The organism is Ornithinimicrobium panacihumi (assembly GCF_052073805.1).
GTDB lineage: Bacteria > Actinomycetota > Actinomycetes > Actinomycetales > Dermatophilaceae > Ornithinicoccus > Ornithinicoccus panacihumi.
The window spans coordinates 338,012-352,967 of sequence record NZ_JBQGWG010000001.1; the positions used below are offsets into that span (position 1 = coordinate 338,012).

Consider the following 14,956-nt stretch of genomic DNA (forward strand, 5'->3'; position numbering starts at 1 on the left):
CGTCGTGACCGTTCGCCTCGCCGACTTCATCAAGGCCTACGACGTGCGTGGGCTGGTGCCGGACCAGCTCAACCCGACCGTCGCCACCGCACTGGGCTCCGCCTTCGCCCAGGTGGTCGCCCTGCCCGAGGGCGAGCGCGGGGTCGTCATCGGCCACGACATGCGCCCCTCCTCGCCCGACCTGGCCCGCGCCTTCGCCGCCGGGGTCGCCTCGCACGGCATCGACGTGACGATGATCGGCCTGTGCAGCACCGACGGCCTCTACTACGCCAGCGGTGCCCTGCAGCAGGCTGGCGCGATGTTCACCGCCAGCCACAACCCCGCCGGCTGGAACGGCATCAAGCTCTGCCGGCGCGGTGCCCGCCCCGTCGGGCAGGACAGCGGCCTGGGCGAGATCCGCGACCTGGCCCAGTGGATCCTCGACCGCGGCGACCTGCACGCGCCCTTGGCCGCGGACCGGACCGGAAGCATCACCGAGACCGACCTGCTCGCCGACTACGCCGCATACCTGCACTCCCTCGTGGACCTCACCGGGATCCGGTCCCTGAAGGTCGTGGTGGACGCCGGCAACGGCATGGCCGGCCACACCGTCCCGGAGGTCCTGGGGCTCGACGGGTTGCCGATCGACGTCGTGCCGCTCTATTTCGAGCTGGACGGCACCTTCCCCAACCACGAGGCCAACCCGCTGGAGCCCGAGAACCTGCGCGACCTCCAGGCCGCGGTCGTCGAGCACGGCGCCGACCTAGGGCTGGCCTTCGACGGTGACGCGGACCGGTGCTTCGTCGTCGACGAGCGGGGCGTGCCCGTCAGCCCCAGCGCGATCACCGCGCTGGTGGCCGCCCGCGAGATCACCCGTGCGGTCGAGGACGGCGCCGAGCGGGCCGAGGTCGCGGTCGTGCACAACGCGATCTGCTCCCGGGCGGTCCCGGAGACCATCGCCGAGCACGGGGCCCGGGCGGTTCGCACCCGCGTGGGCCACTCCTTCATCAAGGCGCAGATGGCCGAGCACGAGGCGGTCTTCGGCGGGGAGCACTCGGCGCACTACTACTTCCGGGACTTCTGGTTCGCCGACACCGGGATGCTGGCCGCCCTGCACGTGCTGGCGGCGCTCGGTGAGCAGGAGGGCCCGCTCTCGGAGCTGGTCGCCGGCTACGAGCGCTACGCCTCCTCCGGCGAGATCAACTCCCGCGTCGAGGACGTCGGCGCCGCCACGGCCCGGGTCCGGGAGTGGGCCCAGGGGCGGGGCGCCACCGCCGACACCCTCGACGGACTGACGATGACCCGCGAGGAGGACCCCATGTGGTGGTTCTCCCTGCGCCCGAGCAACACCGAACCGCTGCTGAGGCTCAACGTCGAGGCGGCCGACCAGCCCACGATGGAGCAGGTCCGGGACGACGTCCTGGCCCTCGTCCGACAGGAGAAGCACTGATGGCACGTCCGGCCTACGAGTCCTGGGTCCGCGAGATCCTGCGCTGCCCCGTCGGCGGCCACGAGCTGGTCGACGTCGTCGACGACGCGGGGGAGCCGGCCCTGCAGTGCGCGGTCGACTGCGGCGGCCCCGGTCAGCGTCGTCGCTACCCGATCAAGGACGGCATCCCCGTCCTGCTCGCCGACGACGCCGTGCTCGTCCAGGCCTGAGCAGGCGCTCGTGCCCTACATCGACGACGCCCTCCTCGACGACCCCGAGGAGCTCACGCGCAAGGACTCCCGCAACACCCTCCGCGCCCTGGCCACCGCCGGCGCCCAGGTGCGGGAGGCCCTGACCCTGAGCCACGACGCCGGAGTCGAGCGCCTCGCGGAGCACGACCGGCCCCGCTCGGTGCTGGTCGCGGCGATCGGGGGCACCTCGATCGTCGCCGACATCCTCGAGCTGCTGGCCGAGCCCGGCTCTCCGGTCCCGGTCCAGGCCAGGCGCAACCTGCCGCTGCCGGGCTGGGTCGGCCCCCTCGACCTCGTCGTCGCCGTGTCCCTGTCCGGTCGCGCGCCCGGACCACTCGCGGTCGCCGCGGAGGCGGCCCGCAGGGGTGCCTCGCTCCTCACCGTCGGCGCGGACGACTCACCGTTGGCCGAGGTATGCCGTCGCGCCCGGGGGATCCACGTCGGCACCGGCCAGACGGCGCGGGCGAGCTCACGCACGTCCCTGTGGACCATGCTCACCCCGGTCCTGGTCGGCGCCGACCGCCTCGGTCTGCTCGACGCCCCGGCCCCGGTGCTCGAGGCGATGGCCGACCGGCTGGACGAGCGGGCCGAGGATCTGCGTCCCTCGTCGGAGGCCTTCGTCAACCCGGCCAAGATCCTCGCGGTGCAGCTGGCCGAGACGGTGCCGGTCGTCCTGGGTGACGGCCCGCTCAGCGGGGTGGCCGCCTCGCGGGCCAGCGCCATGCTGGCCCGCACCGCCCGCATCCCGGCGCCCTTCGGGGAGCTGCCCGACGCGGCCTCGGGGATCGTGGCCTGCTTCGACGGGCCCTACACCTCGATCGGTGGCCGCCGGCCCGGCACCTACGACGACGCGCGGATCCGTCTGGGCGACATCGACACCAGCGGCTGGGAGCCGCACCACTTCGCCGAGCCGGACGGGGAGCTCATGGAGCGCCCCCGCGGGCCGGGCGGCAAGGACATCTTCGCCGATCCCTACATGGACGGGCCGGCGCCGCCGCAGCTCGGGCTGCTCATGCTGCGCGACGCGCTGCCCGAGACACCCACGCCGGAGACGGACCAGACGGAGTCCCTGGCCGACGCCGTGCTGACGACGGCGCGCGAGGCCGGGGTCAAGGTCATGGAGGTCCGCACGGGTCCCGGCGCGCCGGTCGTGCGGCTGGCCGACCACATCGCCATGGTCGACTTCGCCGCGACCTACCTGGCGATCGGTCTGGGCCTGGACCCCTCGGTCAGCCCCCACGTGGCCGACCTGCGCGACCGCACCCGCTGAGGGCTAGACGACCGGCTCCGCCGACGCCAGCACCTGGCCCACGAGCGGGCGGGTCAGGGTGACGGCACCCCGGACGCTCAGCACGCCCACCATCAGGGAGCCGACGACCATCAGGACGGTGGCGGGGTCCATGATCAGCGCCATGCCCGCGACCGGCAGCGTCAGCAGGGCACCGGCGGCGGCGCCCAGCACGGTGACCGCGACGACGGGGTCGACCGCGGTCCTGGCGCGGGAGCGCTCGATGGTGGCGCGCCGCATACCGAGCCGGTCGAGGGCGATGTAGAGCTGGCGGCGGTCGAAGACCTCGGCGGCCGCGTGCACCGCGACGGCCGCGGCCAGGGTGAGATAGGACAGCCCGATGGTGAGGATGACGCCGGTGCGCATGTCGGTGGCGAGCATGGCGTCCTGGGGGCGCTCAGGGCTGACGTCGCCGGCGACCGCGGAGGCGACCCCGACGAGGACGCTGACGAAGGCGACCATCGCGACGCCGGAGACCATCCGCCAGGCGGCGCGGGGGTCGTCCAGCAGGGTGCGGGCGGCCAGGAGCCGCTCGGCGGCGCGCGGACCCGTGGCCCGGCGGATCGCCCGGCGGGCACGGAAGGCCAGCACGGGAGGCCCGATGAGGCCGAGGACGGCCAGGCCCCCGGCGAACATCGTGACGGTCACCAGGACGATGGCGAGCTCGTCCTGCAGCTCGTCCAGGTTCTGCCCCACGGCGTAGAGCCCGCCGAGCACGACGACGCCGATGACGGCCGGGAGCCAGCGTGCGGGCGGTGCGTCGTGGCGGGTGCGCACGCCCAGCGGGGTGATCGACACCTTGCGCAGGCCGAGCACGGCAGCCAGGGTCGCGGTCCCGACGATGACGACGATCACGACCAGGCCCATCCAGGCCGGGGGCACGATCTGGGCCGCGCCCAGGGTGGTGCCGGCGAAGCGCAGCATCCCGAAGATCGGGGCGAGCACCAGGTGCAGGAGGATGCCCAGCAGGGCACCGGCGAGGGCCAGCCCCGCGGCCTCCAGGACCGCGAGCCGCCGGAGCAGGGCGCCGGGCGCACCGACCAGGCGCAGCGAGGACAGGCGGGTGTCGCGGCGTCGGGTCGAGAGCTTGACCGCCGAGGCGGACAGCGCCAGCAGCGGCACCGCGAGCAGGGCGACGGCGACGCCGGCCATGGCGGAGTACATCCCCGCCGCGCCCTCCATGCCCGCACCTTCCTCGAAGGTGAAGAAGAACTCCGCGCCGCCGGCGACGGTGAGGGTCAGCGCGGTGACGACCGCGAAGGCGATGACCGGCAGCGCCTGGCTGCGACGGTCCTGCGGGGTCCCGCGCAGCAGGAGCACCAAGGTCGACGGCTGGGTCCTCATCGGGTGGCCTCCTCGGCGACGACGCGGCCGTCGGCCAGGTGGATCACCCGGTCGCAGAAGCCGGCCACGGTGCGGTCGTGGGTGACGACGACCAGGGTGCGGCCCCGGCCGGTGGTGCTGTCCAGCAGGGCACGCATCACCTCGGCGGAGGTGGTCGAGTCGAGGGCGCCGGTCGGCTCGTCGGCGACGACCAGGGCGGGATCCCCGACCTGGGCACGGGCGATCGCGACGCGCTGCTGCTGGCCGCCGGAGAGCTGGCCGAGGCGGCGCTCCTCCAGGCCGTCCAGGCCCAGCGCGCGCATCCAGGTCGAGGCGTGCGCCACCGCGGCCGACCGGTCGACCCCGGAGAGGATGAGGGGCAGGGCGACGTTCTCCACGGCGGTCAGCTCCGGCAGCAGCAGGCCCTGCTGGAAGACGAAGCCGAGGTGCTCCAGACGCCAGGCGGCCCGCTGCTCGGCGTCGCCGGCGACCACGTCGACCACACCGTGCCCGGTCTCCAGCAGGACCGAGCCGGTGTCGGGGGTGATGACGCCGGCCATGCAGTGCAGCAGCGTGCTCTTGCCCGATCCGGACGCGCCCATGACCGCGACCGCCTCGCCGGGCCACAGGTCCAGGTCCACCCCGGACAGCGCCGTGGTCGGGCCGTAGGTCTTGGTCAGGCCGCGTGCCGACACCGTCGGTCGGACCTCCAGAGCGGAGGAGCGGTGGGTGGAGGTCGGCCGGGGCGTGGTGTAGCCGCGGTAGGGAGTGGCGGCAGGGTGCTGTGCGTTCATGCTTCCTACCGTCGCGGCAGCGACCCGCACGGGACGTCCACCCGTGGGACAGAGGTGACCACGGTCGTCTACGACCAGGGGCGGACCCCGTCCGCGGCGCGTGGTTAACTCACTGGCGTGAGCAACGACGCGCGCGATCCCGGCCAGACCGACCCCGATCAGACCGACCCCGGCCCCATCGACCGGCACTCCCGGTCCCGCCGGGACCTGGAGGAGGGGATCGAGCGGGACTTCGAGCGCAACCTGTCCTACGGGGAGTATCTCGCCCTGGACCGGGTCCTGTCGGCCCAGCACCCCCGCGCCGTGCCGCCTCGCCACGACGAGCTGCTCTTCATCATCCAGCACCAGACCTCCGAGCTGTGGCTCAAGCTGATGCTGCACGAGCTGTCCTCGGCCCGCGAGCTGATCGCCGCCGACCAGGTCCAGCCGGCGCTGAAGCGGATCGCCCGGGTCAAGCACATCCAGCACACCCTGACCGAGCAGTGGTCGGTCCTGGCCACCCTGACGCCGAGCGAGTACGCCGAGTTCCGTCACTTCCTGGCCACCGGCTCGGGCTTCCAGTCCTGGCAGTACCGCGCCGTCGAGTTCTCCCTCGGCAACAAGAACGCCGACATGCTGCGCGTCTTCGCCCACGACCCCGCGGTCCGCGCCGAGCTGGAGCGCCTGCTGCACGCGCCCAGCCTCTACGACGAGGTCCTCGCCCTCCTGGCCCGCAAGGGCCACGCCGTCCCCGCCGAGGTGCTCGGGCGCGACGTCACCACGCCCTACCAGGGGCACGACGGGGTGGTCGACGTCTTCGCCACGATCTACGCCGACCCCCAGCGCTACTGGGTCGAGTACGAGCTCGCCGAGGAGCTGGTCGACGTGGAGGACAACTTCCAGGTATGGCGTTTCCGTCACCTCAAGACCGTCGAACGGATCATCGGCTCCAAGCGCGGCACCGGCGGCTCCTCCGGCGTGCCCTTCCTGCGGCGCGCCCTGGACCTGACCTTCTTCCCCGAGCTCTACGACGTCCGGACCCGCATCCAGGACCTCACGCCCGAGGGCTACCACGGCGAGACTGATGGGGGTGAGGGCCGATGAGCCCGGACGTGGCGCTGGAGCCCACCCGCGAGCAGGCGCTCGCGCTGGACGCGGCCGACCCGCTCGCCGCCTATCCGGCCCGGTTCGAGCGGGCCGAGGGCGTGGTCGCCTACTTCGACGGCAACTCCCTGGGCCGCCCGGTCGCCGGGGTCGCCGAGGAGATGGCCGGCTTCGTCCGGCAGGAGTGGGGCACCCGTCTCATCCGCTCCTGGGACGAGTCGTGGATGACCTGGCCCGAGGATCTGGGCGACCTGGTCGGCCGTGCCGCCCTCGGCGCCGCCCCCGGCCAGACCGTGGTGGCCGACTCCACCACCGTGCTGCTCTACAAGGTGCTTCGGGCGCTGGTCGACCACCAGGCCGCCGTCGACCCGGCCCGCACCCAGATCGTGGTCGACACCGACAACTTCCCGACCGACCGCTACGTCGCCGAGGGCGTGGCCGCCGAGCGCGGCATGGAGCTGGTCTGGATCGACACCGCGGCCGACCCGACCACGGGGGTCACCCCGCAGCAGGTGCGGGACGTCGTGGGGCCGGCGACGGCGGTCGTCCTGCTCTCCCACGTCTCCTACCGCTCGGCGTGGATCGCCGACACCGAGGAGATCACCCGGATCGTCCACGACGCCGGCGCCCTGGTCCTGTGGGACACCTGCCACTCCGCCGGCTCCGTCCCCGTCGAGGCCGACCGCTGGGACTGGGACGCGGCTGTGGGCTGCGACTACAAGTACCTCAACGGAGGCCCGGGAGCGCCCGCCCACGCCTACCTCGCAGCCCGGCTCCACGGCATACCGACCCTCCGTCAGCCGATCCAGGGCTGGATGGGACGGCAGGACCCCTTCCTCATGGAGCCCGGCTACGTGCCCGAGGCAGGGGTGCGCTCACTGGTCAGCGGCACCCCGCCGATCGTCGGGATGGTGCCCGTGCGCCGCGGCGTGGAGATGCTCGAGGAGGCCGGGATCGAGGCCGTCCGGGCCAAGTCCCTGCTGCTGACCGACTACGCCTGGGCGGTCGTGGAGTCCTGGCCGGCCGACCTCGGGGTGCAGAGCGCCACCCCGCGCGAGCACGACCGCCGGGGCGGCCACCTGACCCTGACCCACCCCGACTTCCGGGCGGTCAACGCCCGCCTGTGGGAGCGCGGCGTCATCCCCGACTTCCGCAGCCCCGACGGCCTGCGCATCGGCCTGTCCCCGCTGTCCACCACCTTCGCCGAGGTCTGGGACGGGCTGGCCCTGGTCCGCGAGGAGCTCGCGGGTGACGCCGGGTAGCGTTCGCCGGGTGAGTCCCACCCACTACGACCTGATCATCCTCGGCAGCGGCTCGGGCAACAGCCTGGTCACCCCGGACTTCGAGCAACGGCGCACCGCCGTCGTCGAGCGAGGGATCTTCGGCGGCACCTGCCTCAACGTGGGCTGCATCCCGACCAAGATGTTCGTCTACGCCGCGGAGGTCGCCGACACCGTCCGCACCGCCGCCCGCTACGGGATCGACGCCACCCTCGACGGGGTCCGCTGGCGCGACGTCCGGGACCGCATCTTCGGACGGATCGACCCGATCAGCGAGGGCGGGCGGGACTACCGCGTCGAGGCCGACCACACCGAGGCCTACCTCGGGCACGGCCGCTTCGTGGGGGACAAGGAGATCGAGGTCGAGATCACCAACCCCGGCGGTCGCCACGAGGTCGGCAGCCGGCACCGCATCACCGCCGACCAGATCGTCATCGCCACCGGCTCGCGACCCGTGGTCCCCCCCGTCGTCGCGGACTCCGGCGTCCCGTTCCACACCTCCGACACCGTCATGCGGATCGACGAGCTGCCGGCCAGCATGGTCATCCTCGGGGGTGGCGTCATCGCGGCCGAGTTCGCGCACGTCTTTTCCGCCCTGGGGGTCCGGGTGAGCGTCGTCAACCGCTCCGCGCGCCTGCTGCGCGGCTTCGACACCGAGATCTCGCAGGCCTTCACCGACCTGGCGCGCGAGCAGTGGGACGTGCGCACCGGCGCCGAGGTGGCGGCCGTGCGGTCCGGAGGAGAGGGCGTGGAGCTGGAGCTCACCGACGGGACCGCGGTGACCGGAGAGCTGCTCCTGGTCGCGACCGGTCGCCGGCCCAACAGCGACGACCTGGGTCTGGAGCACACCTCCGTGGGCACCCACGAGGACGGGCGGGTCGTGGTGGACGAGCACGGTCGGACCGGCGTGCCCGGGGTCTTCGCGCTCGGCGACGTCTCCTCGCCCTACCAGCTCAAGCACGTGGCCAACCAGGAGGCGCGCGTCGTCGCTCACAACCTGGTGCACCCCGAGGACCTGCAGAGTTTCGACCACCGCTTCGTCCCCGCCGGCGTCTTCAGCCACCCCCAGCTGGCCACCGTCGGCCTGACCGAGGAGGAGGCGCGCGAGCAGGGCTACGACGTGACCACCAAGGTGCAGAAGTACGGCGACACGGCCTACGGCTGGGCGATGGAGGACACCACGAGCCTGTTCAAGGTCGTCGCCTGCCGGCGCACCGGCTGCCTGCTGGGGGCCCACGTCATGGGCCCGCACGCCTCCAGCCTGATCCAGCCCGTCATCCAGGCGCTCAGCCTGGCGCCCGAGGGCGGGCCCGTCGTCGAGGGGCTGGCCCGTGGGCAGTACTGGATCCACCCGGCGCTGGCCGAGGTGCTCGAGAACGCGCTGCTGGGCCTGGAGGTGGCGCCCTACGAGGACGTCACCGCCGACTACGACCCGGAGGGCGAGGACGGCGACGACCCGACCGGGTGAGGCCCCGGGGGCACAGCGCGTGCGGGGCGGGTCCGGCCTGCCCGGCCACGTAGCATGAGCAGCATGTCTGACCTCACCACGGCCACCCCCGCCGCCACCTCCGGGCACGGTCCCGACCACAAGGTCGCCGACCTGTCCCTCGCCGAGCGCGGCCGGCACCAGATCCGCCTGGCCGAGCACGAGATGCCCGGTCTGATGGCGCTGCGGGAGCGTTTCGCCTCCCAGCAGCCGCTGGCCGGAGCGAGGATCGCCGGGTCGTTGCACATGACCGTGCAGACCGCGGTGCTGATCGAGACGCTCGTGGCCCTCGGGGCGCAGGTCCGGTGGGCCTCGTGCAACATCTTCTCCACCCAGGACGAGGCCGCCGCCGCGGTCGTCGTCGGCCCGGGGGGCACGCCGGAGGACCCGCAGGGCGTGCCGGTCTTCGCCTGGAAGGGCGAGACCCTGGAGGAGTACTGGTGGTGCACCACCCAGATCATGCTCTGGCCGGACGGGCAGGGCGGGCCCAACATGATCCTCGACGACGGCGGCGACGCCACCCTGCTGGTCCTCAAGGGACGTGAGTGGGAGCGCCGGGGCGCCGTCCCCTCGCCGGAGGAGGAGGACCCCGAGGAGTGGAAGGTCATCCTCGAGACGGTGCGCGCCGGCCTGGCCGAGCATCCCGACCGGTGGACGACCGTGGCCGAGGGGATCCGCGGCGTCACCGAGGAGACCACCACCGGGGTGCACCGGCTCTACCAGTTGCACGAGGCCGGCGAGCTGCTCTTCCCGGCGATCAACGTCAACGACTCCGTCACCAAGTCCAAGTTCGACAACACCTACGGGTGTCGGCACAGCCTCATCGACGGCATCAACCGTGCCACCGACGTCCTGATCGGCGGCAAGGTCGCCGTGGTCTGCGGCTTCGGCGACGTCGGCAAGGGCTGCGCCGAGGCCCTGCGCGGCCAGGGCGCCCGCGTCATCGTCACCGAGATCGACCCGATCTGCGCGCTGCAGGCCTCGATGGAGGGCTACCAGGTCGCGCGCCTGGACGACGTGGTCGGCCAGGCCGACTTCGTCGTCACCGCGACCGGGTGCAAGGACGTCGTCACCGCCGACCACCTCGTCCGGATGAAGGACAAGGCGATCGTGGGCAACATCGGCCACTTCGACAACGAGATCGACATGGCCGGCCTCGCCCGCGTCCCCGGGGTGGTCCGCACCGAGATCAAGCCCCAGGTCCACGAGTGGACGATCCCGGCAGACACCCGCGACGGCGTCGACCGGCCCGACCGTTCGGTGATCGTCCTGTCGGAGGGGCGACTGCTCAACCTGGGCAACGCCACCGGCCACCCGAGCTTCGTGATGTCCACCAGCTTCGCCAACCAGGTGCTGGCCCAGATCGAGCTCTTCACCCGTCCCGGCTCCTACCCGCTGGGCGTGCACGTGCTGCCCAAGGCTCTGGACGAGGAGGTGGCCCGTCTGCACCTGGGCTCGGTCGCCGCAGAGCTGACGGAGCTGACCAAGGAGCAGGCCGACTACCTCGGCGTGGACGTCGCCGGGCCCTACAAGCCGGACCACTACCGCTACTGAGCGTCATCGAGCGGCGACGACGTCCCGGCACGGGCGGGGTCACCGACGTACAGTCAAGGACAGAAGGACACACCAGGACGTGCAGGAGGATCCCGTGACCGCCAGCATCCTCGTCGTCGACGACGACCAGGCCCTCGCCGAGATGCTCGGCATCGTGCTCCGCAAGGAGGGCTACGACGTCGCGACCTGCGGCGACGGCGGTCGTGCTGTGCCGATGTTCCGCGAGCTGCGGCCCGACCTGGTCCTGCTCGACGTCATGCTGCCCACCCAGGACGGGATCGAGGTGGCCCGCCAGCTGCGCCTCGAGTCGGGCGTGCCCATCGTCATGCTGACGGCCCGCACCGACACCAAGGACGTGGTCGCCGGTCTCGAGGCCGGCGCCGACGACTACGTGGTCAAGCCCTTCAAGCCGCAGGAGCTGCTCGCCCGCATCCGCGCCCGCCTGCGTCGGGTCGACACCGGTGACGACGGGCGCCTCCAGGTGGGTGACGTGATCATCGACGTCGCCGGGCACGAGGTCACCCGCGACGGGCAGCCGATCCCGCTGACGCCCCTGGAGTTCGACCTGCTCGTCGCCCTGGCCAGCAAGCCCAGCCAGGTCTTCGACCGTGAGTCCCTCCTGGAGCAGGTCTGGGGCTACCGGCACGCGGGCGACACCCGCCTGGTCAACGTGCACGTCCAGCGCCTGCGGTCCAAGATCGAGAAGGACCCGGAGAACCCCCAGGTCGTGGTGACCGTCCGTGGTGTCGGGTACAAGGCCGGCCATCCCTGACGCCGAGCCCGGCAGCGTCCCGGTGACCGGCTCGCCCCTGGCGCGCTGGTGGCGCGGGAACCTGCGCCTGCGGGTGATCAGCACCACCGTGCTGCTCGGCCTGCTCCTGGCCGGCCTGCTGGGCACCGTGCTCTACCAGCAGATCGCCCAGGGTCTGGTCGCCCAGTCCGTCGACAGCGCCGAGCGCGACGCCGTCCAGCAGGTGGCCCTGGCCCAGGAGGCCTTCGACTCCACCGACCGCCGCGACGACGCCGGCCTCAACGACGTGGCCGACGACCAGGTGCGCTCGATGGCCGGCACCAGCCCCGAGAGCGGGCGGCAGGTGGTCTTCCTGCCGGCGCTGGGCAACGAGCGCGGCAACCTGGTCAACCAGATCACGGTCGGGATCGGGGCCGACCAACTCCCGAGCTCGCTCCAGGTCGCGATCCGGGACGACCCCGAGAACCAGCAGGTCGTCGTCGTCCCGGTCACCCTGACCGGCGAGGAGGCCCCGGTGACGGCGGTCGCCGTAGGCTCGCGCCTGGTGCTGCCCCGTGCCGGGCAGTACGACCTGGTGCTCGTCTACCCGATGGTGCGCGAGCAGGAGACCCTCGACCTCGTGCGCCAGCTCTTCCTGGTCGCCGGCCTGGGGCTCATCGCCCTGGTGGCCGGCCTGGGTTGGCTGGCGACGCGCATGGTCACCCGGCCCGTGTCCAGGGCCGCGGCCGTGTCCCAGGAGCTAGCCCGGGGCCGCCTCGACGAACGGCTCCCGGTGGAAGGCACCGACGAGCTCGCCCAGCTGGCCACCTCCTTCAACACGATGGCGGACTCGATCCAGCTCCAGATCCGTGAGCTGCGCTCGCTGTCCCAGCTGCAGCAGCGGTTCGTCTCCGACGTCTCCCACGAGCTGCGCACGCCGCTGACGACGATCCGGATGGCGGGAGAGGTGCTGCACTCCTCGCGGGACGACTTCCCCGAGCATCTGGCGCGGTCGGCCGAGCTGCTCCAGCAGGAGCTGGACCGCTTCGAGGACCTGCTGGGAGAGCTGCTCGAGATCAGCCGCTTCGACTCCGGTGCGGTCACCCTGGAGCGCCACCGGGAGGACCTCGTCGCCGTGGTCGAGGCCGCGGTCGACGCCGTCCGGACGCTCGCCGATCGGCTCGGCTCGACGCTGGAGGTGAAGGTCTACGGCAGCGATCGGGAGGGCGTCATCTCCGTGCTCATGGACGGTCGGCGGATCTCCCGGGTGCTGCGCAACCTGCTCATCAACGGTCTCGAGCACGGGGAGGGCCGGCCGATCACCGTTACGGTGGCCGCCACCGAGCAGGTCGTGGCCGTCTCGGTGCGCGACCGCGGCATCGGGCTCGACGAGGAGCAGCTGGCCCGGGTCTTCGACCGGTTCTGGCGCGCCGATCCCTCACGTCAGCGCACCACCGGCGGCACCGGCCTCGGCCTGGCGATCGCCCAGGAGGACGCCCGGGTGCACGGCGGCTGGCTCCAGGTGAGCAGCGAGCCGGGTCAGGGAGCCTGCTTCCGCCTGGTCCTGCCCCGGGGGGACGCCTACGTCATCGCCGAGCCTCCGCCCCCCGTCCCGCTCGCGACGCCAGAACGTCCCGATCCCGACGGCCAGGTCCCACCGGTCGTCCTCGCCCTCGCCTCGAGGGAGGAGCAGAACGATGAGCAGTGATCGCCGCCCACACCTCGCCCCGGCCCACCGTTCCGGGCCGGCCCACCATTCCCGCCCGGACCACCGTTCCGGGCCGCCGCACCGGTCCCGTCGGGCGCTCGCATCCGTCCTCACAAGTGTCCTGATCCTGTCCGGCTGCGCCTCGTCGTTGCCCACCGACCCGGTGCCCAAGCAGGGGCTCCCGGTCGACGTCCAGCCGCGGCAGGACGTGCAGCGCCTCCTGCCACGGCCCCAGCCCGACGCGAGCCCGGACGAGATCGTCCGCGGCTTCCTGCGGGCCAACGTCGGGTTCGCCGAGGACGACGACGTGGCGCGTGACTACCTGACCCAGCCGCTGGCCAGCGCCTGGGTCCCGACGAGCAACGTCCTGGTGGTGGACGGCAGCCCGGAGATCAGTTCCACCGCTCCCGGGACCGTCACCGTCACCGCCCAGGTCCGCGGCCGGATCGACGAGGACGGCCGGTTGGTGGAGGAGCAGGAGGGGACCAGCACGACCCAGACCTTCCAGCTGGCGCCCGTCCAGGGGGAGTGGCGCATCAGCACCTTCCCCGAAGGCTTCGGGCTGTGGCTGTCGCCGCAGGAGCTGGACACCGCCTTCCGTCCCTACAAGGTCTACTACCTCAACCCGCTGCTGGACCACTACGTCCCGGAGGTCCGGTGGCTGGCCCGGGGCGAGGGGCTGCACACGTCCCTGACCAGGGCCCAGCTGGGGCCGGTGCCGGCCCATCTCCAGGGGGCGGTCGTCACCGGTGCGAGCTCGGACGTGCGGCTCGCGGTCGGTGCGGTGCCCGTCGACCCGCAGACCCAGGTGGCCACCGTGAACCTCCTCGGCACCGGCCTGGGGGAGGACGCCGAGCAGGTCGAGCGGCTCCGCGCGCAGCTCGGCCACTCGCTGCTGGCCCTCATCGGTGTCTCCGGGCTCGACCTGCGCGTGGCCGGACGCAGCCTGTCGACCGGGGACGACGGGCCGATCACGAGGGCCAGCGACCTGGGCTACAGCGACGCCACGCGCACGGTGGACCGGGCGGTCCTGCGGCGTCGGGAGAGCGTCGTCGTCGTGGACACCACCCAGGCCGACCTGCGCAACGCCACCCCGGTCCCGCCCGCGTCCACCCTGCCGAACGTCCCCGCGACGATGGTCGGGCTGGCCGCGAGCGAGAACCTCGACACCTTCGCCGCGGTCTCCCAGGACCGCACCGAGCTGTGGCGCTGGAGCGAGGGTCAGGATCGCATCCACGCCGGGATCGGGGACCGGCTCACCGACCCGACCTACGACCCGCACGGCCTGCTCTGGGTGGCGGGGGTGACGCGCGGCTCCTCGACGCCTCGCCTCTGGTTCGCCGACTCGACCGACATCACCGCCCTGGCCCGTCCCCTGGAGGTGACCGGGCTGGAGGAGGGCGAGCAGATCAGGGCCTTCCGCGTCTCCCCGGACGGCGCCCGCGCGCTGATGGTCGTCGCGGACGCCGAGCAGCTCGTGTCGGCGTCCGGTGGCACCGAGACCGGGGCGGGGCCCGACGACGGAGCAGGGGCGAACGGTGCCGGTGACGAGACGCAGGACCAGGACGGGTCCGACGGCCTCGACGGCTTCGGCTCTTCTGAGGGTGCCGGTCAGGGCGGTGGCTCGCTCGGCGCCGAGGGAGGTCGTCTCCTGGTGGCGGGCATCGTGCGCGACTCGGCCGGCCGCCCCACCGGGCTGAGCCAGCCGGTCGCCGTCGCACCTCCGCTGACCACGGTCGCCTCGGCCCGCTGGGCCTCGCCCACCGAGCTGCTCGTGGTGGGCGGCCGCGCGGGTGACCAGCATCTGGTCCCGTTCCGCGTCCCCCTGGGGGACTGGGTGGTGCCGCTGAGCGCCGAGGGTGGGCTGGTCGACGCCATCCCGGTCCCGGCCGGAGACGGCTATAGCCCGGTCGTGATGACCGACGACGGTCGTTTCCACACCCAGGAAGGCCTGTCCAGCTGGGCGCCGGCGCGCAACGGTGACGAGCTCGTCATACCCGGCAGCTGAGGTCCTCCACGGCGGAGGTGACGGCCCCGCGGCGCCCGACGTA

At 72.9% G+C, this 14,956-nt stretch carries 12 protein-coding genes; 10 read left to right on the forward strand and 2 right to left on the reverse strand.

The window, feature by feature from the left end:
* Positions 1 to 4 precede the first annotated feature (4 nt).
* The 3 genes from ACTMMA_RS01635 to ACTMMA_RS01645 are packed head-to-tail and all read left to right on the forward strand — an operon-like array spanning position 5 to position 2,929.
* Positions 5 to 1,429 carry a phosphomannomutase/phosphoglucomutase gene (locus tag ACTMMA_RS01635; RefSeq protein ID WP_441188347.1) on the forward strand — a complete coding sequence of 475 codons (1,425 nt, stop codon included), beginning with the start codon at positions 5 to 7 and terminating at the stop codon, positions 1,427 to 1,429.
* Positions 1,429 to 1,638: a Trm112 family protein gene (locus ACTMMA_RS01640; protein WP_441188348.1), complete on the forward strand. Its 210-nt coding sequence runs from the start codon at positions 1,429 to 1,431 to the stop codon at positions 1,636 to 1,638. Before ACTMMA_RS01635 ends, ACTMMA_RS01640 begins: the two co-directional genes overlap by 1 nt.
* Before the next feature lie 10 nt (positions 1,639 to 1,648).
* Positions 1,649 to 2,929: an SIS domain-containing protein gene (locus tag ACTMMA_RS01645; protein ID WP_441188349.1), complete on the forward strand. Its 1,281-nt coding sequence runs from the start codon at positions 1,649 to 1,651 to the stop codon at positions 2,927 to 2,929.
* Between the two features lie 3 nt (positions 2,930 to 2,932).
* Here ACTMMA_RS01645 and ACTMMA_RS01650 read toward each other — a convergent pair whose 3' ends face one another.
* Both ACTMMA_RS01650 and ACTMMA_RS01655 read right to left on the reverse strand, forming a co-directional pair.
* Positions 2,933 to 4,291, reverse strand: coding sequence for a permease (locus ACTMMA_RS01650; protein WP_441188350.1), 1,359 nt, complete (start codon positions 4,289 to 4,291; stop codon positions 2,933 to 2,935).
* Complete coding sequence (locus ACTMMA_RS01655) at positions 4,288 to 5,064, reverse strand: ABC transporter ATP-binding protein (RefSeq protein ID WP_441188351.1); 777 nt, start codon at positions 5,062 to 5,064, stop codon at positions 4,288 to 4,290. The genes ACTMMA_RS01650 and ACTMMA_RS01655 overlap by 4 nt, the downstream gene beginning before the upstream one ends.
* 177 nt (positions 5,065 to 5,241) lie before the next feature.
* On the opposite strand from ACTMMA_RS01655, the gene kynA reads away from it, so the two are divergent.
* From kynA to ACTMMA_RS01690, 7 genes are all read left to right on the forward strand, one after another.
* Complete coding sequence (kynA, locus tag ACTMMA_RS01660; RefSeq protein ID WP_441188440.1) at positions 5,242 to 6,147, forward strand: tryptophan 2,3-dioxygenase; 906 nt, start codon at positions 5,242 to 5,244, stop codon at positions 6,145 to 6,147.
* A complete protein-coding gene (locus tag ACTMMA_RS01665) occupies positions 6,144 to 7,409 on the forward strand; it encodes a kynureninase (RefSeq protein WP_441188352.1) in 1,266 nt (421 codons plus the stop codon). Before kynA ends, ACTMMA_RS01665 begins: the two co-directional genes overlap by 4 nt.
* Before the next feature lie 10 nt (positions 7,410 to 7,419).
* A complete protein-coding gene (locus ACTMMA_RS01670; RefSeq protein WP_441188353.1) occupies positions 7,420 to 8,895 on the forward strand; it encodes a mycothione reductase in 1,476 nt (491 codons plus the stop codon).
* A gap of 54 nt (positions 8,896 to 8,949) precedes the next feature.
* Complete coding sequence (gene ahcY / locus ACTMMA_RS01675; protein WP_441188354.1) at positions 8,950 to 10,467, forward strand: adenosylhomocysteinase; 1,518 nt, start codon at positions 8,950 to 8,952, stop codon at positions 10,465 to 10,467.
* 94 nt (positions 10,468 to 10,561) lie between these two features.
* Entirely contained in the window at positions 10,562 to 11,239 is a 678-nt protein-coding gene (gene mtrA / locus ACTMMA_RS01680; RefSeq protein WP_441188355.1) for an MtrAB system response regulator MtrA, read from the forward strand.
* Positions 11,240 to 11,261: 22 nt separating this feature from the next.
* Positions 11,262 to 12,905 (forward strand): MtrAB system histidine kinase MtrB, encoded by a 1,644-nt coding sequence (mtrB, locus tag ACTMMA_RS01685; RefSeq protein WP_441188356.1) that lies wholly within the window; start codon positions 11,262 to 11,264, stop codon positions 12,903 to 12,905.
* A complete protein-coding gene (locus tag ACTMMA_RS01690; RefSeq protein WP_441188357.1) occupies positions 12,895 to 14,913 on the forward strand; it encodes an LpqB family beta-propeller domain-containing protein in 2,019 nt (672 codons plus the stop codon). The genes mtrB and ACTMMA_RS01690 overlap by 11 nt, the downstream gene beginning before the upstream one ends.
* Positions 14,914 to 14,956: the final 43 nt, after the last annotated feature.